The organism is Streptococcus suis (assembly GCF_002960425.1).
GTDB lineage: Bacteria > Bacillota > Bacilli > Lactobacillales > Streptococcaceae > Streptococcus > Streptococcus suis_S.
The window spans coordinates 39,856-61,504 of the sequence record NZ_POIZ01000028.1 but is presented as its reverse complement, the minus strand read 5'-3'; the positions used below and the strand labels follow the sequence as shown (position 1 = coordinate 61,504).

19 protein-coding genes are annotated in these 21,649 nt (G+C 45.4%); all 19 read left to right on the top strand.

The window, feature by feature from the left end; translation table 11 throughout:
- Positions 1–5 precede the first annotated feature (5 nt).
- The 19 genes from C1G57_RS03040 to C1G57_RS02950 all read left to right on the top strand — a co-directional run bounded on the left by C1G57_RS03040 (position 6) and on the right by C1G57_RS02950 (position 21,605).
- A complete protein-coding gene (locus tag C1G57_RS03040; RefSeq protein ID WP_105113686.1) occupies positions 6–881 on the top strand; it encodes an ABC transporter ATP-binding protein in 876 nt (291 codons plus the stop codon).
- A gap of 1 nt (position 882) precedes the next feature.
- Positions 883–1,653, top strand: coding sequence for a hypothetical protein (locus C1G57_RS03035; RefSeq protein ID WP_105113685.1), 771 nt, complete (start codon positions 883–885; stop codon positions 1,651–1,653).
- A 123-nt stretch (positions 1,654–1,776) separates the two neighbouring features.
- Positions 1,777–2,784 carry a phosphate acyltransferase PlsX gene (plsX, locus tag C1G57_RS03030; RefSeq protein WP_105113684.1) on the top strand — a complete coding sequence of 336 codons (1,008 nt, stop codon included), beginning with the start codon at positions 1,777–1,779 and terminating at the stop codon, positions 2,782–2,784.
- The gene (locus C1G57_RS03025; RefSeq protein WP_105113683.1) at positions 2,777–3,025 is read left to right on the top strand and encodes a phosphopantetheine-binding protein; all 249 of its coding nucleotides are present in this window, start codon (positions 2,777–2,779) and stop codon (positions 3,023–3,025) included. Before plsX ends, C1G57_RS03025 begins: the two co-directional genes overlap by 8 nt.
- A gap of 117 nt (positions 3,026–3,142) precedes the next feature.
- Positions 3,143–3,850: a phosphoribosylaminoimidazolesuccinocarboxamide synthase gene (purC, locus tag C1G57_RS03020; protein ID WP_105113682.1), complete on the top strand. Its 708-nt coding sequence runs from the start codon at positions 3,143–3,145 to the stop codon at positions 3,848–3,850.
- Positions 3,851–3,863: 13 nt separating this feature from the next.
- Complete coding sequence (locus C1G57_RS03015) at positions 3,864–7,583, top strand: phosphoribosylformylglycinamidine synthase (protein WP_105113681.1); 3,720 nt, start codon at positions 3,864–3,866, stop codon at positions 7,581–7,583.
- Between the two features lie 2 nt (positions 7,584–7,585).
- The gene (purF, locus tag C1G57_RS03010; RefSeq protein WP_105113680.1) at positions 7,586–9,040 is read left to right on the top strand and encodes an amidophosphoribosyltransferase; all 1,455 of its coding nucleotides are present in this window, start codon (positions 7,586–7,588) and stop codon (positions 9,038–9,040) included.
- A gap of 55 nt (positions 9,041–9,095) precedes the next feature.
- Entirely contained in the window at positions 9,096–10,118 is a 1,023-nt protein-coding gene (purM, locus tag C1G57_RS03005) for a phosphoribosylformylglycinamidine cyclo-ligase (protein ID WP_105113679.1), read from the top strand.
- Positions 10,115–10,678, top strand: a complete 564-nt coding sequence (purN, locus tag C1G57_RS03000; protein ID WP_105113678.1) for a phosphoribosylglycinamide formyltransferase — start codon at positions 10,115–10,117, stop codon at positions 10,676–10,678. Before purM ends, purN begins: the two co-directional genes overlap by 4 nt.
- Complete coding sequence (gene purH / locus C1G57_RS02995) at positions 10,675–12,222, top strand: bifunctional phosphoribosylaminoimidazolecarboxamide formyltransferase/IMP cyclohydrolase (RefSeq protein WP_105113677.1); 1,548 nt, start codon at positions 10,675–10,677, stop codon at positions 12,220–12,222. The genes purN and purH overlap by 4 nt, the downstream gene beginning before the upstream one ends.
- Positions 12,223–12,347: 125 nt before the next feature.
- Positions 12,348–13,613 (top strand): phosphoribosylamine--glycine ligase, encoded by a 1,266-nt coding sequence (gene purD / locus C1G57_RS02990; RefSeq protein WP_105113676.1) that lies wholly within the window; start codon positions 12,348–12,350, stop codon positions 13,611–13,613.
- On the top strand, positions 13,603–14,049 hold the full coding sequence (locus C1G57_RS02985) for a DUF523 domain-containing protein (protein ID WP_024379957.1): 447 nt from the start codon (positions 13,603–13,605) through the stop codon (positions 14,047–14,049). Before purD ends, C1G57_RS02985 begins: the two co-directional genes overlap by 11 nt.
- Positions 14,046–14,534 (top strand): 5-(carboxyamino)imidazole ribonucleotide mutase, encoded by a 489-nt coding sequence (gene purE / locus C1G57_RS02980; RefSeq protein ID WP_105113675.1) that lies wholly within the window; start codon positions 14,046–14,048, stop codon positions 14,532–14,534. Before C1G57_RS02985 ends, purE begins: the two co-directional genes overlap by 4 nt.
- Positions 14,521–15,594, top strand: a complete 1,074-nt coding sequence (gene purK, locus C1G57_RS02975) for a 5-(carboxyamino)imidazole ribonucleotide synthase (RefSeq protein ID WP_105113674.1) — start codon at positions 14,521–14,523, stop codon at positions 15,592–15,594. Before purE ends, purK begins: the two co-directional genes overlap by 14 nt.
- A 16-nt stretch (positions 15,595–15,610) precedes the next feature.
- Complete coding sequence (locus tag C1G57_RS02970) at positions 15,611–17,410, top strand: RNA-directed DNA polymerase (RefSeq protein ID WP_161941092.1); 1,800 nt, start codon at positions 15,611–15,613, stop codon at positions 17,408–17,410.
- Between the two features lie 24 nt (positions 17,411–17,434).
- On the top strand, positions 17,435–18,727 hold the full coding sequence (gene purB / locus C1G57_RS02965; RefSeq protein ID WP_105113672.1) for an adenylosuccinate lyase: 1,293 nt from the start codon (positions 17,435–17,437) through the stop codon (positions 18,725–18,727).
- 170 nt (positions 18,728–18,897) lie between these two features.
- Positions 18,898–19,899 carry a Holliday junction branch migration DNA helicase RuvB gene (gene ruvB / locus C1G57_RS02960; protein ID WP_105113671.1) on the top strand — a complete coding sequence of 334 codons (1,002 nt, stop codon included), beginning with the start codon at positions 18,898–18,900 and terminating at the stop codon, positions 19,897–19,899.
- Between the two features lie 66 nt (positions 19,900–19,965).
- Positions 19,966–20,586 (top strand): HAD-IA family hydrolase, encoded by a 621-nt coding sequence (locus C1G57_RS02955; protein ID WP_105113670.1) that lies wholly within the window; start codon positions 19,966–19,968, stop codon positions 20,584–20,586.
- A 95-nt stretch (positions 20,587–20,681) separates the two neighbouring features.
- Entirely contained in the window at positions 20,682–21,605 is a 924-nt protein-coding gene (locus C1G57_RS02950) for a helix-turn-helix domain-containing protein (protein ID WP_105113669.1), read from the top strand.
- Positions 21,606–21,649: the final 44 nt, after the last annotated feature.

Genomic DNA, 21,649 nt, shown 5'->3' with positions numbered 1-21,649 from the left:
TAACAATGCTTACAATCAAGAACCTATCAAAACAATTTGCTGGAAATGACTTTTACTCATTGAAAGATGTGAGTTTGGAGATTAAAAAAGGTGAAATAGTTGGCCTGATCGGTAAAAACGGAGCTGGGAAATCTACCTTGATGAAATTGATGGCCAAATCCCTCAAGCCGACAACAGGAACCATTACCTATAATGGTGTGGATATTCATACGGCAGATAACTTGCTCAAGGATTTTGGGATTATGATTGACCCTGTTTTCTATCCAGAGATGTCGGTTATTGATAATTTGAAGTTTTACCTTACTTTGCATGGTCGGACAGAGATGTTTGCAAATATTGAAAAGACTCTCAAGCTCTTAGACTTGTGGGAGGCTCGCAATCGTAAGCCAAAAGGGTTCTCATTTGGTATGAAACAGCGGACGGCTTTGGCTATCGCGATGGTAGCAGAGCCAGACTTCCTCATCTTGGATGAGCCTTTCGTGGGCCTGGACCCTGTCGGTGTCCAACAGTTGATCGATATTCTCAAGTCTTGGTCACAGGAGCGCAATATCTCTATGCTGATTTCCAGTCACCAGCTTGGCGAGTTGGAAGCTCTCTGTGAGCGCTATGTCTATATCGAAAAAGGTCAGTTGGCAGATGAGTTTGCTGGGCAGTCAGCTCCAAGCGTCTTGGTAGAGGTCAATAGCAGAGCAGATAAGGAAGCTCTCTCAGCTTATCTGACAGGGACGATTACTCTGGATGGGGATGTCCTAGAGATTTCCACTCAGGCAAGTAGTGGAGAACTCAATGCTGTCCTAGCCTACCTAGCTAGTCAAAACTTGATCAGCAAGCTTCATGTAAAAGAAAACCACTTGAAAGAAATTTTTAGTCGAGGTGAATAATATGTTAGCAATTTTTAAACCTGTTTTTGTCAGTGTTTGGAAGAGGAAGGAAACCAAGATTTTCCTTGCCTTTGCCCTCCTCTTTCCGACTCTTTTTCTGGCTTCAACCTTTTTACCAAAAGGTTCCAACTTCATGGTGCCTGGTGCAAGTGACGGCTATCTTTATTCATTTGTAGCTTTGACTGGTAGTTTATTTAAGTCTTCAAATGACTTTACTCTACCTATCCTTGCCCTTTTCTATCTAACCTATACAGTCTTCAAGGGTGAGGCGGATAGTCATACTATGTTTCTCTATAAGGACATCAAGCGTCAGGACATCTTTTGGGCCAAGGTCTTGAGTCTGGTGACGATTGTCCTTATTTATACAGGAATCTTCCTATTGGTGATGGTGCCTTATTACTACACACGTTTTGGACATATGGATTATGCTACCTTGACTTTCTGGGATCAACTGGCGGATGAAAATGCAGGGTTTGTTCAAAGTATCCTTGGTGGCATGCTAGATATGTTGGTCTGTGTCTTGCTGGCTGCTTGTGTTTCCTTGTACTCAGGGGTCGGAGCGACTATGGCAGTTGCCTTTGGTTACTCACTTGGGTCAAGTATTTTAGGTGTATTTGGTTTGGCTAGTTTCTTTCCAACTGGTAACATTAATGCCTTGTATGAAGGAGCAAGCCTGTTTTCAACTTTAGGAACATCTATTTTGGTTACCTTGGTTTATTCGACGGTATTAGCCTATCTGACCTTGAAGTATTTTAAAAAGATGGAATTTTAAGATTTTATCCTCTTTCTTGCTGAGAGAAGGGGGTGTTTTATTTGCTCTGCTATTTTCAATAATAGGAAAAAAGCTGAAATCGTGCTATAATATCTCTAAGACTAAAGTGAAGGAACTAGATAGATGAAACGTATTGCAGTAGATGCTATGGGTGGGGATCATGCCCCTCAGGCAGTGGTAGAAGGTGTCAATCAAGCTTTGGCTGCCTTTCCAGACATTGACATTCAACTTTATGGTGATGAGGCTAAGATCAAGCAGTATTTGACAGCGACAGAGCGTGTCAGCATCATTCATACGACGGAGAAAATCAATTCAGATGATGAGCCTGTCAAGGCTATTCGTCGGAAGAAAGAGGCTTCTATGGTCCTAGCGACCAAGGCTGTCAAGGATGGTCAGGCAGATGCGGTCTTGTCGGCTGGAAATACGGGTGCTCTTTTGGCAGCAGGTGTCTTTGTGGTCGGTCGTATCAAGCATATCGACCGTCCTGGTCTTATGTCAACTCTTCCGACTATGGATGGCAAGGGATTTGATATGATGGACTTGGGGGCAAATGCTGAAAATACAGCTCATCACCTCTATCAGTATGGTATCCTTGGCTCATTTTATGCGGAGCATGTGCGTGGGGTCAAACAACCTCGTGTGGGACTTTTGAACAACGGTACGGAAGATACCAAGGGCACGCCAGTTCACCAAGAAGCCTATAAACTCTTGGCGGAAGACAAGTCGATTAACTTTATCGGAAATGTGGAGGCGCGTGAGTTGCTTAACAGCGTGGCGGATGTGGTCGTGACGGATGGTTTCACGGGAAACGCTGTGCTGAAAACAGTTGAAGGAACTGCAAAATCCATCGTTGGTCAGTTGACGGGCTCAATCAAGAATGGCGGTTTGCGTGCTAAATTGGGTGGTCTTTTGGTCAAGCCAACCTTGAAAAAGGCCTTGGGGGCGATGGACTATAAGAAGGCTGGTGGTGCTGTCTTGCTCGGACTGAAGGCTCCTGTTATCAAGGCCCACGGGTCTAGCGATGCTCAGTCGATTTTCTATACAATCAAGCAGACACATTCCATTTTGGAGGCTGGCATTGTCGAAAAATCGGTTGCCAAATTTTCAGTAGTGGAGGAAAACAATGACTAGAGAGCAGATCTATCAGCGGGTTGTTGCTATTATCCAAGAGGAGAAGGGCGATGATTTTCAAGTACAGGCAGAATCTTCTTTAGCAGATAATATAGCTGCGGATTCAGTGGAAATTATGGAATTCGTATTGACCTTGGAAGACGAGTTTGGTGTCGATGTTCCAGATGCAGCGATTGAGCGCTTTGAAACATTAGCAGATATTGTGGATTTTATTTATGAAGAATTACAAAAACGTTCGTAGTTTACGATCGTTTTTCTTTATTTTTAAAAAAACTACCCTTAAATGCTTTTTAACACGAATATTGTGTGATAGAATAAACGAAAAGACTAGAATATTTTACGAAAGGCGAACATTCTCATGAAAACAGACCTTCTCTATTCAGGAAAAGCCAAAGACATCTACGCTACGGCTGACAGCGACCAGATTGTTGCGGTTTATAAGGATCAGGCGACAGCTTTTAATGGTGGTAAGAAAGAACAGATTGTGGGCAAGGGCCGGCTCAACAATCTGATTTCCTCTTTGATTTTTGAAAAGTTGAATGAAGCTGGTGTCCAGACGCATTTTATCAAGCGCTTGTCGGATACAGAGCAGTTGAATAAGAAGGTGGAGATTATTCCTCTTGAGGTTGTTTTGCGAAATGTGACAGCAGGTTCTTTCTCAAAACGCTTTGGGGTAGAAGAAGGGATTACCTTATCTACTCCAATCGTGGAATTTTACTATAAAAAAGATGAATTGGACGATCCTTTTATCAACGATGAACATATTGCTTTTTTAGAACTGGCTAATCAGGATCAGATTGCCTATATCAAGGAAGAAACACGGCGGATTAATGGATTCTTGAAGGACTTGTTTGCGCAGATTGGGCTGACTTTGGTGGACTTCAAGCTAGAATTTGGGGTCGACTCGTCTGGTCAGATTTTATTGGCGGATGAGTTTTCGCCTGATAATTGTCGTTTGTGGGATGCGGATGGCAATCATCTGGACAAGGATGTTTTCCGTCGGGGTCTCGGGGAGTTGACCGAGGTTTACGAGGTCGTATTGGCAAAGTTACAAGAAGTGAAGTAAGGATTGGAAAAAAATGGCGAAGCGGATTTTTGTTGAAAAGAAGGCGGATTTTCAGATTAAGGCGGAGGCTCTTCGCAAGGAGTTGACCCATAATTTGCAGCTGACGAGTTTGACGAGTGTACGTCTGGTGCAGGTGTACGATGTTTTCAATCTTGAGGATGACTTGCTGGAGCAGGCAATCAAGCATATCTTTACCGAGCAGGTGACGGACAAGGTCTTGTCAGAAGCTGAGCTGGGCTTGGCGGGGGCTGCTTATTTTGCGATTGAGGCTCTTCCTGGTCAGTTTGACCAGCGGGCGGCCAGCAGTCAGGAGGCCCTTCTCTTATTGGGCAGTCGTCAGGAGGTGCGTGTCAATACAGGTCAGCTTTATATCTTGAATGGCAATGTGCAGGAAGAAGAGTTAGCTGCTATCAAGAACTATTTGCTGAACCCTGTGGATTCGCGTTTCAAGGACTTGGATGCTCCTTTGGTGGCTCAGGAGTTCTCGGTGTCAGATGCGACTATTCCAAACTTGGACTTTTTTGATAGCTATGGGGCAGAGGAATTTGCGGCTTACAAGCGTGAGGCTGGCTTGGCTATGGAAGTGGAAGACTTGCTTTTCATTAAGGACTACTTCAAGTCAATCGGGCGAGTGCCAACGGAAACAGAACTCAAGGTCCTGGATACTTATTGGAGTGATCACTGCCGTCATACGACTTTTGAAACCGAATTGAGGTCTATTGACTTTTCAGCTTCAAAATTCCACAAGCAATTGCAGGCGACTTATGACAAGTATCTGGCTATGCGAACAGAGTTAGGTAGGACAGACAAACCGCAGACGCTTATGGATATGGCGACCATTTTTGGTCGCTATGAGCGGGCAAACGGACGTCTGGATGATATGGAAGTGTCGGATGAAATTAATGCCTGTTCGGTGGAGATTGAAGTGGATGTGGATGGCGTGAAAGAGCCATGGCTTCTCATGTTCAAGAATGAAACCCACAATCACCCAACAGAAATCGAGCCTTTTGGTGGTGCTGCAACCTGTATCGGTGGAGCCATTCGTGATCCTTTGTCAGGTCGTTCTTATGTTTATCAAGCCATGCGGATTTCAGGTGCGGGCGATATTACCCAGCCTCTAACAGCTACTCGCCCAGGGAAATTGCCACAGCAAATCATTTCTAAAACAGCAGCACATGGTTATTCTTCATACGGTAACCAAATCGGTCTTGCGACCACCTATGTGCGTGAATATTTCCACCCAGGCTTTGTCGCAAAACGTATGGAGCTGGGTGCCGTAGTCGGAGCTGCTCCTACGAAAAATGTGGTCCGTGAAAAGCCAGTCGCAGGCGATGTGGTCATCTTACTAGGTGGTAAAACAGGTCGCGATGGTATCGGTGGGGCAACAGGCTCGTCCAAGGTACAGACCGTCGAGTCTGTGGAAACAGCTGGTGCAGAAGTCCAAAAAGGAAATGCTATTGAAGAACGCAAAATTCAGCGTTTGTTCCGCAATGGTGCCGTGACTCGCTTGATTAAAAAATCCAATGACTTTGGTGCAGGAGGTGTCTGCGTTGCTATTGGAGAACTGGCAGACGGTTTAGAAATCGACTTAAACAAGGTACCACTCAAGTATGCAGGTTTGAACGGAACGGAAATCGCCATTTCTGAATCACAAGAGCGGATGAGCGTCGTTGTCCGTCCGGAAGACGTAGATACCTTCATCGCAGCCTGCCGTCAGGAAAATATCCATGCGGTTGTCGTGGCCAAAGTGACGGAAAAACCAAACCTGGTCATGACCTGGAATGGACAAACCATTGTTGATTTGGAACGTTCCTTCCTTGATACCAACGGGGTGCGCGTGGTGGTGGATGCCAAGGTAGTTGACAGTGCTGTCAACTTGCCAGAAACACGTAGAACTTCCGTTGAAACTGTACAGGAGGACTTGAAAGACCTTCTTTCAGACCTCAACCATGCTAGTCAGAAAGGTTTGCAGACGATTTTCGACTCATCTGTTGGTCGTTCAACCGTCAACCACCCTCTCGGAGGACGTCACCAGCTGACACCGACAGAAAGTTCTGTGCAGAAACTACCTGTCCAACACGGCGTGACGACGACGGCTTCTGTCATGGCTCAGGGCTATCATCCCTATCTGGCAGACTGGTCTCCTTATCACGGGGCTGCCTATGCGGTCATTGAAGCGACAGCTCGCTTGGTGGCAACAGGGGCTAACTGGTCCAAGGCTCGCTTCTCCTATCAAGAATACTTCCAACGCATGGACAAGCAGGCGGATCGTTTCGGTCAGCCAGTAGCGGCCCTGCTTGGTTCGATTGAGGCTCAGATTCAGCTTGGCCTACCATCTATCGGTGGCAAGGACTCCATGTCTGGTACTTTTGAGGACTTGACAGTTCCGCCGACCCTGGTTGCCTTTGGTGTGACCACGGCAGACAGCCGCAAAGTCCTCTCGCCTGAGTTCAAGGCGGCTGGTGAGCACATTTACTACTTACCAGGTCAGATTTTGTCCGAAGATATTGATTTTGCCCTGATCAAGTCTAATTTTGAGACTTTTGAAAAATGGCAGAGCGATTATGTGATTACGGCTGCTAGTGCAGTCAAGTATGGTGGTGTTCTAGAAAGCCTAGCCCTCATGTCCTTTGGAAATCAAATCGGAGCAAGAGTCGAGCTTGCAGACCTTGAAACCAGCTTGACAGGTCAACTTGGCGGCTTTGTCTTCACCTCGAAAGAAGACATTCCAGATGCTGTGAAAATTGGACAAACCATCGCTGACTTTACACTCCTTGTCAACGGTGTCAACCTAGCTGGACAGGATTTGCAAGCAGCCTTTGAAGGTAAACTAGAAGAGGTTTACCCAACGGAATTTGAACAGGCGACAGAGTTGCAGGATGTTCCGGCAGTTACAAGTTCAGCGGCTATAAAATCTAAAGCAGCCGTTGAAGTGCCTGTAGTTTACATTCCAGTCTTCCCAGGTACCAACTCAGAATACGATTCTGCCAAGGCCTTTGAACAGGCTGGTGCAAAAGTTAATCTTGTTCCATTTGTGACTTTGGATGCAGAGAGTATTGAAAAGTCAGTTGACACGATGGTTGACAATATTAACAAGGCACATATTCTTTTCTTTGCAGGGGGATTCTCGGCTGCGGATGAGCCAGATGGGTCTGCCAAGTTTATCGTGACCATCTTACGAAACGCCAAGGTCCGCTCTGCTATTGACCAATTTATCGAAAAAGGTGGCCTCATCATCGGTATCTGTAATGGCTTCCAGGCCCTTGTCAAATCGGGCTTGCTGCCGTATGGAAACTTTGAGGATGCCGGTGAAAGCAGTCCGACCCTCTTCTACAATGATGCTAACCAGCACGTTGCCAAAATGGTGGAAACGCGGATTGCCAATGTCAACTCTCCGTGGTTGGCAGGTGTCCAAGTTGGCGATATTCATGCTATCCCAGTATCCCACGGGGAAGGGAAATTCGTGGTTACGGACGAGGAATTCGCTATCTTGCGGGATAATGGTCAAATTTTTAGCCAATACGTTGACTTTACTGGTCAGCCAAGCATGGACTCTAAGTACAATCCAAATGGATCTAGCCATGCCATTGAGGGCATTACCAGCCGCAACGGTCAGATTATCGGGAAAATGGGGCATTCGGAGCGGTACGAGGACGGTCTTTTCCAAAATATTCCAGGTAAGAAAGACCAAGGGCTCTTTGTTTCAGCGGTTCGCTATTTTACAGGAAAATAAATATGACATACGAAGTTAAATCACTCAATGAAGAATGCGGTGTTTTCGGCATTTGGGGACATCCGCAGGCTGCTCAGGTTACTTATTTTGGTCTCCATAGTTTGCAGCATCGAGGGCAAGAAGGGGCAGGGATTTTAGCCAATGATGGTGGGTGTTTGCGTCGCCATCGTGGAACAGGTCTGATTGCAGAAGTCTTCAAAAATCCAGTAGATTTAGAAGCCTTGACAGGAACGGCTGCCATTGGTCATGTCCGCTATGCGACTTCTGGCTCTGCTTCTATCAATAATATCCAGCCCTTCCTCTTTGACTTTGCAGATATGCAGGTGGGTTTGGCTCATAATGGGAACTTGACCAACGCGGTTAGCTTGAAGGCTGAACTGGAAAAAAATGGTTCTATTTTCTCTTCTTCTTCTGACACTGAAATTCTCATGCACTTGATTCGCCGCAGTCACAATCCAGACTTTATGGGAAAAATCAAGGAAGCTCTCAATACTGTTAAAGGTGGCTTTGCCTACTTGATTATGCTGGAAGACAAATTGGTCGCAGCTCTGGATCCAAACGGTTTCCGTCCCCTATCAATTGGAAAGATGAAAAATGGTGCCTGGGTAGTTGCTAGTGAAACTTGTGCTTTTGAAGTAGTGGGTGCTGACTGGGTGCGAGATGTGGAGCCTGGTGAAATTGTTGTCATTGATGATTCAGGGATTCAATATGATAGCTATACAAGAGATACGCAACTGGCTGTTTGCTCCATGGAGTATGTCTATTTTGCCCGCCCAGATTCCGTTATTCATGGTGTCAATGTCCATACGGCTCGTAAAAATATGGGACGTCGTTTGGCCCAGGAATTTCAACAGGAAGCAGACATTGTCGTTGGTGTGCCAAACTCTTCCCTATCTGCGGCTATGGGATTTGCAGAGGAATCTGGCTTGCCAAATGAAATGGGGCTGATTAAAAACCAATATACCCAGCGGACCTTTATTCAACCAACCCAGGAATTGCGAGAGCAGGGTGTTCGTATGAAGTTGTCAGCTGTTTCAAGTGTTGTCAAAGGCAAGCGCGTGGTCATGATTGACGACTCTATTGTTCGCGGGACAACTAGCCGTCGCATTGTCCAGCTTCTTCGTGATGCAGGAGCAAAAGAAGTTCATGTGGCTATCGGTAGCCCAGAACTCAAGTACCCGTGTTTCTATGGCATTGATATTCAGACCCGCCGGGAGCTGATTTCTGCCAACCACACCGTTGATGAAGTCTGCGAGATTATTGGAGCCGATAGTCTGACCTACCTTTCTCTTGAGGGGATGATTGAGGCTATCGGTATCGAAACCGATGCGCCAAAAGGCGGGCTCTGTGTAGCCTACTTTGACGGAGAATTTCCAACCCCTCTCTATGACTATGAGGAAGAATACCTCCGTAGCTTAGAAGAGAAAACGAGTTTCTACATTGAAAATGTCAAGTAAAGACAGAGGTATCAACGTTACTTGACAGACCTGTAAACTGTTGAAAGGAATCAAAATGACAAATAAAAATGCCTACGCCCAATCTGGCGTTGACGTCGAAGCTGGCTACGAAGTGGTTGAGCGGATTAAGAAACACGTTGCTCGGACAGAACGTTTGGGCGTTATGGGAGCTCTCGGTGGCTTTGGTGGTATGTTTGATCTGACCAAACTGGATGTCAAAGAGCCAGTCTTGGTATCTGGGACGGACGGCGTGGGAACCAAGCTCATGCTGGCTATCCAGTACGATAAGCACGACACCATTGGTCAGGATTGCGTGGCTATGTGTGTCAACGACATCATTGCTGCGGGTGCGGAGCCACTTTACTTCCTCGATTACATTGCGACTGGAAAAAATGAGCCAGCCAAGCTGGAGCAGGTGGTTGCAGGTGTTGCAGAAGGCTGTGTCCAGGCTGGTTGCGGCCTGATTGGCGGTGAAACGGCTGAAATGCCTGGCATGTACGGCGAGGATGACTATGACCTGGCTGGTTTTGCTGTCGGTATTGCGGAGAAGTCCCAGATTATTGACGGCAGTAAGGTCCAGGAGGGTGACATTCTCCTTGGCCTAGCTTCCAGCGGCATCCACTCCAACGGTTATTCCCTAGTCCGTCGTGTTTTTGCGGATGTTTCTGGCGACGCTCTGTTGCCAGAGCTCAATGGCAGAGCTCTTAAGGATGCCCTCTTAGAGCCGACACGTATCTATGTCCAGCAGGTATTGCCTCTGGTAAAAGCAGGGCTGGTCAACGGCATTGCCCATATCACAGGCGGTGGCTTTATCGAAAATGTGCCTCGTATGTTTGCCGATAATCTTGCAGCTGAGATCGAAGAAGACAAGATTCCAGTCCTTCCAATCTTTACAGCCCTTGAAACATACGGCCAAATCAAACATGAAGAAATGTTTGAAATCTTTAATATGGGTATCGGCATGGTATTGGCTGTCAGTCCAGAGCAGGTGGAGAAAGTCCGTGATTTGGTAGGCGAAGAAGTCTATGAAATCGGCCGCATTATCACTAAGGAAGACAAAAGCGTGGTCATCAAATGAAACGAATAGCTGTTTTTGCCAGCAGGTCTGGTTCTAATTTTCAAGTCATCGCAGAGCAGTTTGAAGTAGCCTTCGTCTTTTCAGACCACAGAAACGCCTATGTCCTGGAACGGGCTGAAAAACTTGGTGTGCCAGCCTTTACTTTTGAATTAAAAGAGTTCGCCGATAAGCAGGCTTACGAAGAAGCCCTCATCCAACTCTTAGACCAGCACCAGATTGACTTGGTGGTCTTGGCAGGCTATATGAAGATTGTGGGACCGACCTTGTTAGCTCAATATGAAGGTCGTATCATCAATATCCACCCGGCTTATCTGCCTGAATTTCCAGGAGCCCATGGAATTGAAGACGCTTGGAATGCAGGTGTGGCAGAAAGTGGTGTGACAGTTCACTGGGTTGACAGCGGCATTGACACAGGACAAATTATCAAACAAGTCCGAGTGCCAAGATTGGCCGATGACACCTTGGAAGCCTTTGAAGCAAGAATACATGAAGCGGAGTACCAACTCTATCCAGCAGTTTTGGAGGAGTTGAGGGCAGTGAAAAATAAGGAGAAATCATGACAAAACGTGCGTTAATTAGCGTATCAGACAAGGCAGGCATTGTGGAGTTTGCACAGGAATTGACCAAGCTTGGCTGGGAAATTATCTCGACAGGAGGCACAAAAGTTGCCTTGGATCAGGCAGGCGTAACGACTATTGCTATTGACGATGTGACCGGTTTTCCTGAGATGATGGACGGCCGTGTCAAGACACTTCATCCGAAAATACACGGTGGTTTGCTGGCTCGTCGGGATGTGGACAGCCACTTGCAAGCAGCCAACGACCATGAAATTGGCCTGATTGACTTGGTGGTGGTCAACCTTTATCCCTTCAAAGAGACCATCTTGCGTCCGGACGTGACCTACGACTTGGCGGTGGAGAACATCGACATCGGTGGGCCCTCTATGCTGCGTTCGGCAGCTAAAAACCACGCTAGCGTAACCGTTGTGGTGGATCCGGCAGATTATCCGACGGTTTTAGGGGAAATAGCAGAGCAGGGACAGACGACCTACTCAACGCGTCAGCGATTGGCAGCCAAGGTATTCCGTCATACCGCAGCTTATGATGCCCTAATAGCAGATTATTTTACCAAGCAAGTAGGCGAAGATAAGCCTGAAAAATTAACCATTACTTATGACCTCAATCAGCCTATGCGTTACGGAGAAAATCCCCAGCAACATGCGGATTTCTACCAAAATGCCCTACCAACAGCCTATTCTATTGCAGCTGCTAAACAGCTAAACGGTAAGGAGCTGTCTTTCAACAACATTCGTGATGCGGATGCGGCTATCCGTATTATCCGTGATTTTAAGAACCGTCCAACTGTTGTGGCTCTCAAACACATGAACCCTTGTGGTATCGGTCAGGCAGAGACTATTGAGCAGGCTTGGGATTACGCTTATGAGGCTGACCCAGTATCGATTTTCGGAGGCATCGTCGTGCTGAACAGAGAAGTAGATACTGCGACGGCTGAAAAGATGCACCCGATTTTCTTAGAAATCATCATCGCACCGAGCTACTCGGCAGAAGCGTTAGCTATTTTGACCAATAAAAAGAAAAATCTTCGGATTTTGGAATTGGCTTTTGATGCACAGGATGCCAGCGAAGTGGAAAAAGAGTTCACAGGCGTTGTCGGCGGGCTTTTGGTGCAGGATCAGGACGTGGTGGTGGAAAGCCCAGCGGACTGGCAGGTGGTGACCGAGCGTCAACCGTCCGAGCAAGAGTGGGCAGCCATGGAGTTCGCCTGGAAGTCCTCCAAGTATGTCAAGTCCAACGGTATCATCATCACCAATGACAAGATGACCTTGGGCGTGGGACCGGGGCAAACCAACCGTGTGGCGTCTGTCCGTATCGCTATTGAGCAAGCCAAAGATCGCTTAGAGGGGGCTGTTTTGGCGTCAGATGCCTTCTTCCCATTTGCTGATAACGTGGAGGAAATTGCAGCGGCAGGCATCAAGGCTATCATCCAGCCAGGTGGCTCTGTTCGCGACCAAGATTCCATTGACATGGCCAACAAGTACGGATTGACCATGGTCTTTACAGGAGTAAGACATTTTAGACATTGAGAAACTATATCTAGCTCACCTCGTGTGAGCTTTTTCCATTCCCGAACGTTTCCCTGTTTTTTCTATCAAAATCCGTCTGTTTTTGCTATACTGTTTATAGAAAATCCGTTTTTGAGGTGTGAAAAATGAAACTTTTGGTCGTTGGGTCTGGTGGTCGTGAACATGCTATTGCAAAGAAATTGTTAGAATCTGAACAGGTAGAACAGGTCTTTGTTGCTCCTGGAAATGACGGAATGACCTTGGATGGTATCGAGTTAGTAAATATCGGGATTTCCGAACATTCTGCCCTGATAAATTTTGCTAAGGAACATGATATTGCTTGGACTTTTGTTGGTCCAGACGATGCTCTGGCAGCAGGAATCATTGATGATTTTGAACAGGCGGGACTAAAAGCTTTTGGCCCAAGTAGACTAGCCGCGGAGCTGGAGTGGTCAAAAGACTTTGCCAAACAAATCATGGTCAAATACGGCATTCCAACAGCAGCCTTTGGCACATTTTCCAACTTCGAAGAAGCCAAAGCCTACATCGAAGAGCAGGGCGCACCCATCGTGGTCAAGGCGGACGGCTTGGCACTGGGCAAGGGTGTGGTCGTGGCGGAAACCGTCGAGCAGGCGGTCGAAGCGGCACGGGAGATGCTCTTGGACAACAAGTTCGGTGACTCAGGTGCCCGCGTGGTCATCGAGGAGTTCTTGGCGGGCGAGGAGTTTTCCCTCTTTGCCCTGGTCAACGGCGACCAGTTCTATATCTTGCCGACAGCCCAGGACCACAAGCGTGCCTTTGACGGTGACCAAGGTCCAAATACAGGCGGTATGGGGGCTTACGCTCCTGTTCCCCACCTTCTTCAAAGCGTTGTGGACACAGTAGTTGACACCATTGTCAAGCCTATTCTTGAGGGTATGATTGCGGAGGGGCGGTCTTATCTGGGCGTGCTCTATGCTGGCTTGATTCTGACCGACCAAGGTCCCAAGGTTATCGAGTTTAACGCCCGTTTTGGCGACCCAGAAACCCAGATTATCCTGCCTCGTCTGACCTCTGATTTTGCTCAGAACATCGACGACATTCTCCACAAACGCCCGACACAGCTGACCTGGCTGGAAAACGGTGTGACGCTAGGTGTTGTCGTGGCATCAAACGGCTATCCTCTGGACTACGAAAAAGGAGTAGAGTTGCCAGCGAAGACTGAAGGCGACATCACGACCTACTATGCAGGGACTCGTTTTGCTGAAAATAGCAGAGCACTGCTCTCAAACGGCGGTCGGGTCTATATGTTAGTCACCACAGCAGACACCGTCCAAGAAGCCCAAGAGAAAATTTATACTGAACTGAAAAATCAAGATACCACAGGCCTCTTTTATCGGACAGATATTGGAGGAAAAGCAATTGGAAAATAAGCAGACCTGTGTCTTAGTCAGTGCCTGCTTGCTTGGAGAAAATTGCAAGTACAACGGCGGAAATAATTACAATCAAGCAGTTGTTGATGCTGTATCGGATAAGCAAGTTCTATCGGTTTGTCCAGAGGTTGCAGGCGGCCTTCCCACTCCAAGAGAGCCAGTCGAAATTGTGGACGGAAGTGTACGAGATGTGAGCGGAACATCTTATGACAAAGCATTTCAACAAGGCATTGCCAGAACGCTTGAAAGACTAGAAGGACAAGAGATAGAAATGGCCATTCTACAATCTAGAAGTCCGTCCTGTGGTGTCAAGCAGGTTTACGACGGCACCTTTTCAGGACAAAAAGTTGCAGGTAGCGGTTTATTTGCCCAAGCCTTGAAAGAAAGAGGCTATCAGGTAGTAGATGCAGAAGATATAAACGAGGTAACATCATGAAACCAATCATTTCCATCATCATGGGCTCTAGTTCCGACTGGAAAACCATGAAAAGAGCAGCCGATGTGCTGGACAAATTTGGTGTAGCCTATGAAAAGAAAGTAGTCTCTGCCCACCGCACCCCAGACCTCATGTTCCGTCACGCCGAGGAGGCGCGTGGTCGTGGTATTAAGGTTATTATCGCGGGAGCGGGTGGTGCGGCTCATTTGCCAGGTATGGTGGCAGCTAAGACGACCCTGCCTGTCATCGGTGTTCCAGTCCAATCCCGTGCCCTCAGTGGTGTGGATTCGCTCTATTCTATCGTGCAAATGCCAGACGGCGTACCTGTTGCGACCATGGCGATTGGTGAAGCAGGTGCCACCAACGCAGCCCTGACAGCTCTCCGCATTCTCTCCATTGAAGACCAAACTATTGCGGCCCAGCTGGCAGATTTTGCCAAGGAACAGGAAAAAATTGCGGAGGCGATGACAGATGACCTCATCTAAGACAATCGGAATTATCGGAGGCGGTCAGCTGGGGCAGATGATGGCTATTTCCGCTATTTACATGGGTCACAAGGTCATCACGCTGGATCCTGCGGCGGACTGCCCAGCCTCCAAGGTCAGCGAAGTCATCGTCGCTCCCTATCACGATGTGGCGGCCCTCAAACAGTTGGCGGAGCGGTGTCATGTCCTGACCTACGAGTTTGAAAATGTCGATGCCGACGGACTGGACGCGGTCATCAAGGACGGCCAGCTCCCTCAGGGGACAGACCTCCTCCGCATTTCTCAAAACCGTATTTTTGAGAAGGATTTTTTGACAAAAAAAGCTGGCGTGCAAGTCGCCCCTTACAAAGTCGTCACATCTAGCCTAGACCTAGAAGGATTAGACCTCAGCAAAAACTACGTCTTAAAGACAGCGACTGGGGGCTATGACGGACATGGCCAGAAGGTCATTCGAGAAGCGGCGGACTTGATAGAGGCTAGTCGACTAGCCAACTCTGCCGAGTGTGTTTTGGAAGAGTTTGTGAATTTTGACCTGGAAATCTCCGTCCTTGTGTCTGGGAATGGCTCCGACTATACCGTCTTTCCTGTACAGGAAAATATCCACCGCAATAATATTCTTTACAAGACCATTGTGCCTGCCCGTATTTCAGATGAACTAGCTGAAAAAGCCAAAACCATGGCCCTGCAAATCGCAGATAAGCTCCATTTAGCAGGCACCCTCTGTGTTGAAATGTTTGTGGCAGGTCAGGATATTCTGGTCAACGAAATCGCCCCTCGCCCACATAATTCAGGACATTATTCCATTGAAGCCTGTGATTTTTCACAGTTTGATACCCATATCCGAGGCATTCTAGGGGAGCCTCTATCTCCTATACGCCTGCTCTCTCCAGCTGTCATGATTAACGTCCTCGGACAAGATATGGAAGCCGTCCAAACTTTTCTTCAAGAAAACCCTACCGCCCATCCCCACTTTTATGGTAAACTAGAAGCGAAGCACAATCGCAAAATGGGACATGTGACGGTGTTGGGGGAGGATGCGGATAGTTTGGAGGAGCTATAAGGGAGAAATTATCATAATGGATAGACAAAGAATAAATAAAGACATTGAAGTGCTGTTTGAACAGTTTGCTTCAACTAAATTACCTCCATTTTTAAGTTATTTTACCAACGCAAGAAAAATTTTGTATAAAATGTATAAGAACAAAATTAATGTATTTGAGTTACAAAATGATTTGGTGAAAATAAAGTTTGATAGGATAAAACATCCGAACTATATCTTTCACAAAGGGGCTGAGCCTACCAAATATTTTGTATTTAAAAATGACTTAAGCAAAAGAGGCATGGCAATACCTAATCCACTGCTCTACTTTGCCTTTGTATTTAATATAATTGCAATTGATAGGATTTGGTTAGAAGACTTTTATGCTGAATCTGAAATTCAAAAAATATTATTTCATTCGAATTCTCCCATACTTGGTAGGGAGCACTTCCTCTCTTTTGAGTATGATGAACAAGGATTTGGGAAGGATATAGAAAAACTAGCTGGATTTATAAATGAAAAGGATCCAAATAAAAATAAATCATATAGAATTAACGAAGAAAAAACAATTACATTAGAAGGAAGTAATCCGATTTTTCTTAAAACGGATATTGAAAATTATTTTGATAATATCTATACTCATTATTTAGATTTATCTTCACGAGAGCCGTATAAAAATTTTTGCAATGCAGATAGTAGAGTAAAGTCTTTTTTTAACTTTCTTGATGTTTACAATATGGCTCAGAATGAAAATCACACAAAAGGAATTTTACAAGGTCCAATTTCTTCTTCAATTAGTGCTGAATTTTTAGGTATAGCCATTGATAGTATTTTATCTGAGAAGCAAACAAATTTTGTAAGATATGTTGATGATTTTACTTTCTGGGGACAAGATAGATCAAGAGTAGAGGAGATATTAGAAGATTATGATAAGATACTAAGGTCTTTTGGTTTAAGAAGAAAACAAGAAAAAACAAAAGTGGAAAAAGGTTTTCCTTCTAGTAGCGGCAGTAATATAAATGAATTATTTCTAAATATGAAGTTTCTGAATGGGAATAACCGCATGAAGCGCAGTGATATTGTTGAAATGAGAGAGTATTTGAGTAAACTATCTAACGAAGCTAATGTTCCTCAGATTAGGACCGCTTTGACGATGTGTCGAAAGTATATAGAAAGGGTCTATAAAACTGATAGGATTAATCAAAAACAATCAGTATTCATAATACCAATGCTACTTAAAGTGGCGTACACATCTCCAGTGGTTTCCGCACATATTTACCAGTTGATTGACACGATATTGAAAAATTCAGAAACCATAGAAGTAGAAGCAATTATAGATATTTTAGAAAAAGATCTGGAGTATATCAATAAATATTTTTCTGAGACTGATTTACAAATATGGCATTATTATATAATTTCAAAACATGCTAAAAGTGAGATAAAAAGACGTGTTTTAAGAGGTATTAAGGCTAGCGTCAAGGAACATGTTTCTACAATTGATTCTCTATTACTCTCATTTTATATTAATAACAATTTTTCTGATAATAAAGCAATCTATGATTTGATGAAATTAAAATATGCAGAAGAAAATGGAACGAATGTAAACGATAGGTATTGCATGAGCGGCATAGGTAGTTCTAGATGGTGGGTATTATATATTGAGTTGATTAAATATTTTAGAAATCCAAAAATATACCAAAAATTTGTGAATAATGCTGCAAAGAGATCAGAATTTTTAAGGTATAGAAATGATATTACAGATTATATTGGTACAAAATGTAGACCAAAATATCATGAGTTTGGAATAGTATTTGATTTAGTTGATAATATTCAATAGAAAAAATTAATAAGGAGCAACAAAATGTTACAACGTTATTCCCGCCCAGAGATGGCGGCTATTTGGAGTGAAGAGAACAAGTACAAGGCTTGGTTGGAGGTGGAAATCCTCGCTGATGAGGCATGGGCTGAGTTGGGTGAAATTCCCAAGGAAGATGTGGCGAAGATTCGTGCCAATGCGAGCTTTGACATTGACCGTATTTTAGAGATTGAAGAGGAAACCCGTCACGATGTGGTGGCCTTTACCCGTGCGGTGTCTGAAACCCTCGGTGAGGAGCGCAAGTGGGTCCACTATGGCTTGACCTCTACCGACGTGGTGGATACGGCTTACGGCTACCTCTACAAGCAGGCCAACGACATTATCCGTCGTGACCTTGAAAACTTCACCACTATCATCGCTGACAAGGCGCGTGAGCACAAGTACACTATCATGATGGGCCGGACCCACGGTGTCCATGCGGAGCCAACGACCTTCGGTCTTAAATTAGCGACTTGGTATAGCGAAATGAAACGCAACATGGAGCGTTTTGATGTGGCGGCCAAGGGAGTTGAAGCTGGTAAAATTTCAGGTGCAGTTGGAAACTTTGCCAACATTCCTCCATTTGTGGAAGAGTATGTTTGTGGTAAATTGGGCATTCGTCCGCAAGAAATTTCGACCCAGGTCCTTCCTCGTGACCTTCACGCAGAATATTTCTCAGCCCTAGCCTTGATTGCAACGTCTATCGAGCGTATGGCGACAGAAATCCGTGGGCTACAAAAATCTGAACAACGCGAAGTCGAAGAGTTCTTTGCCAAAGGCCAAAAGGGCAGCTCTGCTATGCCCCATAAACGCAACCCTATCGGCTCTGAAAATATGACCGGTCTGGCTCGTGTGGTGCGTGGTCACTTGGTGACGGCTTTTGAGAATGTGGCTCTCTGGCACGAACGCGATATTTCCCACTCGTCAGCGGAGCGGATTATCACGCCGGATACGACCATTCTCATCAACTATATGCTCAACCGTTTTGGCAATATCGTCAAGAACTTGACGGTCTTCCCTGAAAATATGAAACGTAATATGGAGTCAACCTTTGGCTTGATTTACAGCCAGCGTGTCATGCTCAGCTTGATTGAAAAAGGTATGACCCGTGAGGAAGCCTATGATTTGGTACAACCAAAAACCGCACAGTCATGGGACAATCAGGTGGACTTCAAGCCCCTTCTCGAAGCGGATGAGCGTGTGACTGCCAAACTTAGCCAGGAAGAAATCGATGAGCTCTTCAACCCAGACTACTATGCTAAGCGGGTGGATGACATCTTTGAACGACTTGGGTTATAAAAAAATCAAAATTCTTTGGATTTTCCAGAGAATTTTTTTGTTTCCCTTAAGCTTGGCGAGTTATACTATATCCAAGCTAGAAATAGCGAAAACTTTTCTTTTTCATATAATCTCCTGGAAATACTGGACTCACTGAGTCTGGTATTTTCATTTTGTGCTATAATGGTTTCATGACAAATCGAATTTTAGACATGGAACAAATGCAGGACGAGGAGTTCGTAGAACGTACCCTGCGTCCACAGAAATTAAATGAATACATCGGTCAGGACAAGGTCAAGGACCAGCTCAAAATCTTTATCGAGGCAGCCAAGCTCCGTGATGAAGCCTTGGACCATACGCTTCTGTTTGGCCCTCCGGGTCTGGGGAAGACCACCATGGCCTTTGTCATTGCTAACGAACTGGGTGTCAATATCAAGCAGACCAGTGGTCCTGTTATTGAAAAAGCAGGTGACTTGGTAGCCCTTCTCAACGACTTGGAGCCAGGTGATGTCCTCTTTATCGATGAAATCCACCGTATGCCCATGGCGGTTGAGGAGATTCTTTACTCTGCAATGGAAGACTTCTACATCGACATCATGATTGGGGCTGGGGAGGCCAGTCGCTCCGTGCATTTGGAGTTGCCGCCTTTTACCCTGATTGGAGCGACCACTCGTGCAGGTATGCTGTCCAATCCCCTGCGGGCCCGTTTTGGTATCACTGGTCACATGGAATATTATGAACTGGCTGATTTGACGGAGATTGTTGAGCGGACAGCAGACATCTTTGACATGGAGATTACCCATGAAGCCGCTATCGAGCTGGCTCGTCGTTCACGTGGAACTCCCCGTATCGCCAACCGTTTGCTCAAGCGGGTGCGGGATTTCGCGCAGATTATGGGCGACGGTCTGATTGATGACAGCATTACGGACAAGGCTCTGACTATGCTGGATGTGGACCACGAGGGGCTGGACTACGTGGACCAGAAGATTCTCCGTACCATGATTGAGATGTATGGCGGCGGTCCTGTAGGCCTCAACACCCTGTCGGTCAATATTGCCGAGGAGCGCGAAACGGTGGAGGACATGTACGAACCCTACCTGATTCAGCAGGGCTTCCTCATGCGGACACGGACGGGGCGGGTTGCGACAGCCAAGGCCTACGAGCACTTGGGTTATCCCTATACGGAAAAATAATGGCAGAGCAGATGAGAAAGCTACGATTGCATTTCGAGTTTGGTCTAGACTAGGAATGGAGATAAGATGAAACCGACATTTATTTGGGATTTGGATGGAACGCTCTTGGATTCTTATGAGGCGATATTGGCTGGAATTCAAGAAACTTATGAGCAATTTGACCTTCCTTTTGACCGTGAGGAAGTCAAACAATTTATACTGCGCTATTCTGTCAAGGATTTGCTGGTGCGTGATGCGGATAAGTACGGTCTGGATAGCGATGAACTTAATCGTGTGCGTGCGACTTCCTTGAAGGAGAAAAATACGCAGATTCCCTTGATGGCTGGTGCGCGTGAAATTCTGGACTGGACAGCAGAGAAAGGAATTCAAAATTTCGTTTATACTCACAAGAGTGACAATGCTTTTCAGGTTTTGGAGGATTTGGGTGTTCGTCACCATTTCACAGAAATCTTGACCAGCGATTCAGGTTTTGCTCGTAAGCCTAGTCCAGAAGCTCTGCTATTTCTCATCGAAAAATACGGACTGGACAAGGAAAATACCTACTATATCGGGGATCGTATGCTCGATGTAGAAACAGCTGTCAACGCAGGAATTCACAGTATCAATTTGCAAATTGATGGTGTGAAGAAAAATTGGAAGATTGAGAAGTTGGTGGATATAAAAGAAAAGTTCGAAGTGCAGATATAGTTTAAAACTATTGCAAGTCATGAAAATATTCAATTAGCCATCTATAGCTAATTTTGATACACTAGGGATGTGAAATAAAAATAGCGAGGTGAGTTATGAACGATAAGGAATTTGGACAACGTGTACGTCAACTTCGAGAAACCGCTAGTCTGACACGTGAACAGTTTTGCGATGACGAGCTTGAGCTCTCCGTACGCCAATTAACCCGTATCGAAGCAGGTACTTCTAAGCCGACTTTTTCAAAAATCCAATATATCGCAACCCGCTTAGGCATGGGGCTCTACGAGCTTATGCCTGATTATGTATCCTTGCCAGAAAGATACTCCAAGCTGAAATTTGATGTGCTTCGCACACCAACTTATGGTAATGAGGAATTGATGGAAAAACGGGCAGATATGATGACAGAAATCTATGATGACTATTATGATGACTTGCCCGAGGAGGAGAAAATAGCAATCGATGCTATTCAATCGACCATTGACGTATTTGAAACGAAGACAGCAGAATTTGGTCAAGATATTTTAGATGACTATTTTGAACAGATACATAGAAAAAAACAATTTTCAGCCAATGATTTGTTGATAATCCAGCTCTATTTAATCAATTTGAGAATGGAAGTTAAACAGAGCAGTGATTTTCAGCACTTTTTAGACTTGGTGGAAAAGTTACCAAGCCAAGTAGAATTAGTTGAATCTGGGGATTTGTTTATTTTAAGGGATGTGATGATAACTTCTGTTGGACTTTTGGGACAAAAGGACGAATTTTGCTATATTCCTACACTCTTTGAAGCACTTGATAAGATAATGCAGAAGACCCAAGATTTTCAAAAGAAACCTATTCTTAATCTGCTTAAGTGGAAATATGAGTTGCTAATAAATAAAGATAAAGATGTAGCAACTGCCTTATATGAAGAAGCACTTCTTTTTGCAAGATTAATTGGCAATGCGCACCTAATTGGTAAATTAGAAGAGGATTGGCAAATAGATATGAAAACAGCAGAATATTCAGGTGGTGTGTAAGGTCTAGGTACTCATCCACGATTAACAGCGTTGAAAAACTTTGT

Bases quoted from the DNA above. Each gene is read 5' to 3' on its own strand.
- C1G57_RS03015 (WP_105113681.1), top strand. From the start codon at position 3,864: ATGGCGAAGCGGATTTTTGTTGAAAAGAAGGCGGATTTTCAGATTAAG.
- purK (WP_105113674.1), top strand. From the start codon at position 14,521: ATGACCTCATCTAAGACAATCGGAATTATCGGAGGCGGTCAGCTGGGG.
- purF (WP_105113680.1), top strand. From the start codon at position 7,586: ATGACATACGAAGTTAAATCACTCAATGAAGAATGCGGTGTTTTCGGC.
- C1G57_RS03035 (WP_105113685.1), top strand. From the start codon at position 883: ATGTTAGCAATTTTTAAACCTGTTTTTGTCAGTGTTTGGAAGAGGAAG.
- plsX (WP_105113684.1), top strand. From the start codon at position 1,777: ATGAAACGTATTGCAGTAGATGCTATGGGTGGGGATCATGCCCCTCAG.
- purH (WP_105113677.1), top strand. From the start codon at position 10,675: ATGACAAAACGTGCGTTAATTAGCGTATCAGACAAGGCAGGCATTGTG.
- purB (WP_105113672.1), top strand. From the start codon at position 17,435: ATGTTACAACGTTATTCCCGCCCAGAGATGGCGGCTATTTGGAGTGAA.
- ruvB (WP_105113671.1), top strand. From the start codon at position 18,898: ATGACAAATCGAATTTTAGACATGGAACAAATGCAGGACGAGGAGTTC.
- C1G57_RS02970 (WP_161941092.1), top strand. From the start codon at position 15,611: ATGGATAGACAAAGAATAAATAAAGACATTGAAGTGCTGTTTGAACAG.
- purM (WP_105113679.1), top strand. From the start codon at position 9,096: ATGACAAATAAAAATGCCTACGCCCAATCTGGCGTTGACGTCGAAGCT.
- purE (WP_105113675.1), top strand. From the start codon at position 14,046: ATGAAACCAATCATTTCCATCATCATGGGCTCTAGTTCCGACTGGAAA.
- purN (WP_105113678.1), top strand. From the start codon at position 10,115: ATGAAACGAATAGCTGTTTTTGCCAGCAGGTCTGGTTCTAATTTTCAA.
- C1G57_RS03040 (WP_105113686.1), top strand. From the start codon at position 6: ATGCTTACAATCAAGAACCTATCAAAACAATTTGCTGGAAATGACTTT.
- purD (WP_105113676.1), top strand. From the start codon at position 12,348: ATGAAACTTTTGGTCGTTGGGTCTGGTGGTCGTGAACATGCTATTGCA.
- C1G57_RS02950 (WP_105113669.1), top strand. From the start codon at position 20,682: ATGAACGATAAGGAATTTGGACAACGTGTACGTCAACTTCGAGAAACC.
- purC (WP_105113682.1), top strand. From the start codon at position 3,143: ATGAAAACAGACCTTCTCTATTCAGGAAAAGCCAAAGACATCTACGCT.
- C1G57_RS03025 (WP_105113683.1), top strand. From the start codon at position 2,777: ATGACTAGAGAGCAGATCTATCAGCGGGTTGTTGCTATTATCCAAGAG.
- C1G57_RS02955 (WP_105113670.1), top strand. From the start codon at position 19,966: ATGAAACCGACATTTATTTGGGATTTGGATGGAACGCTCTTGGATTCT.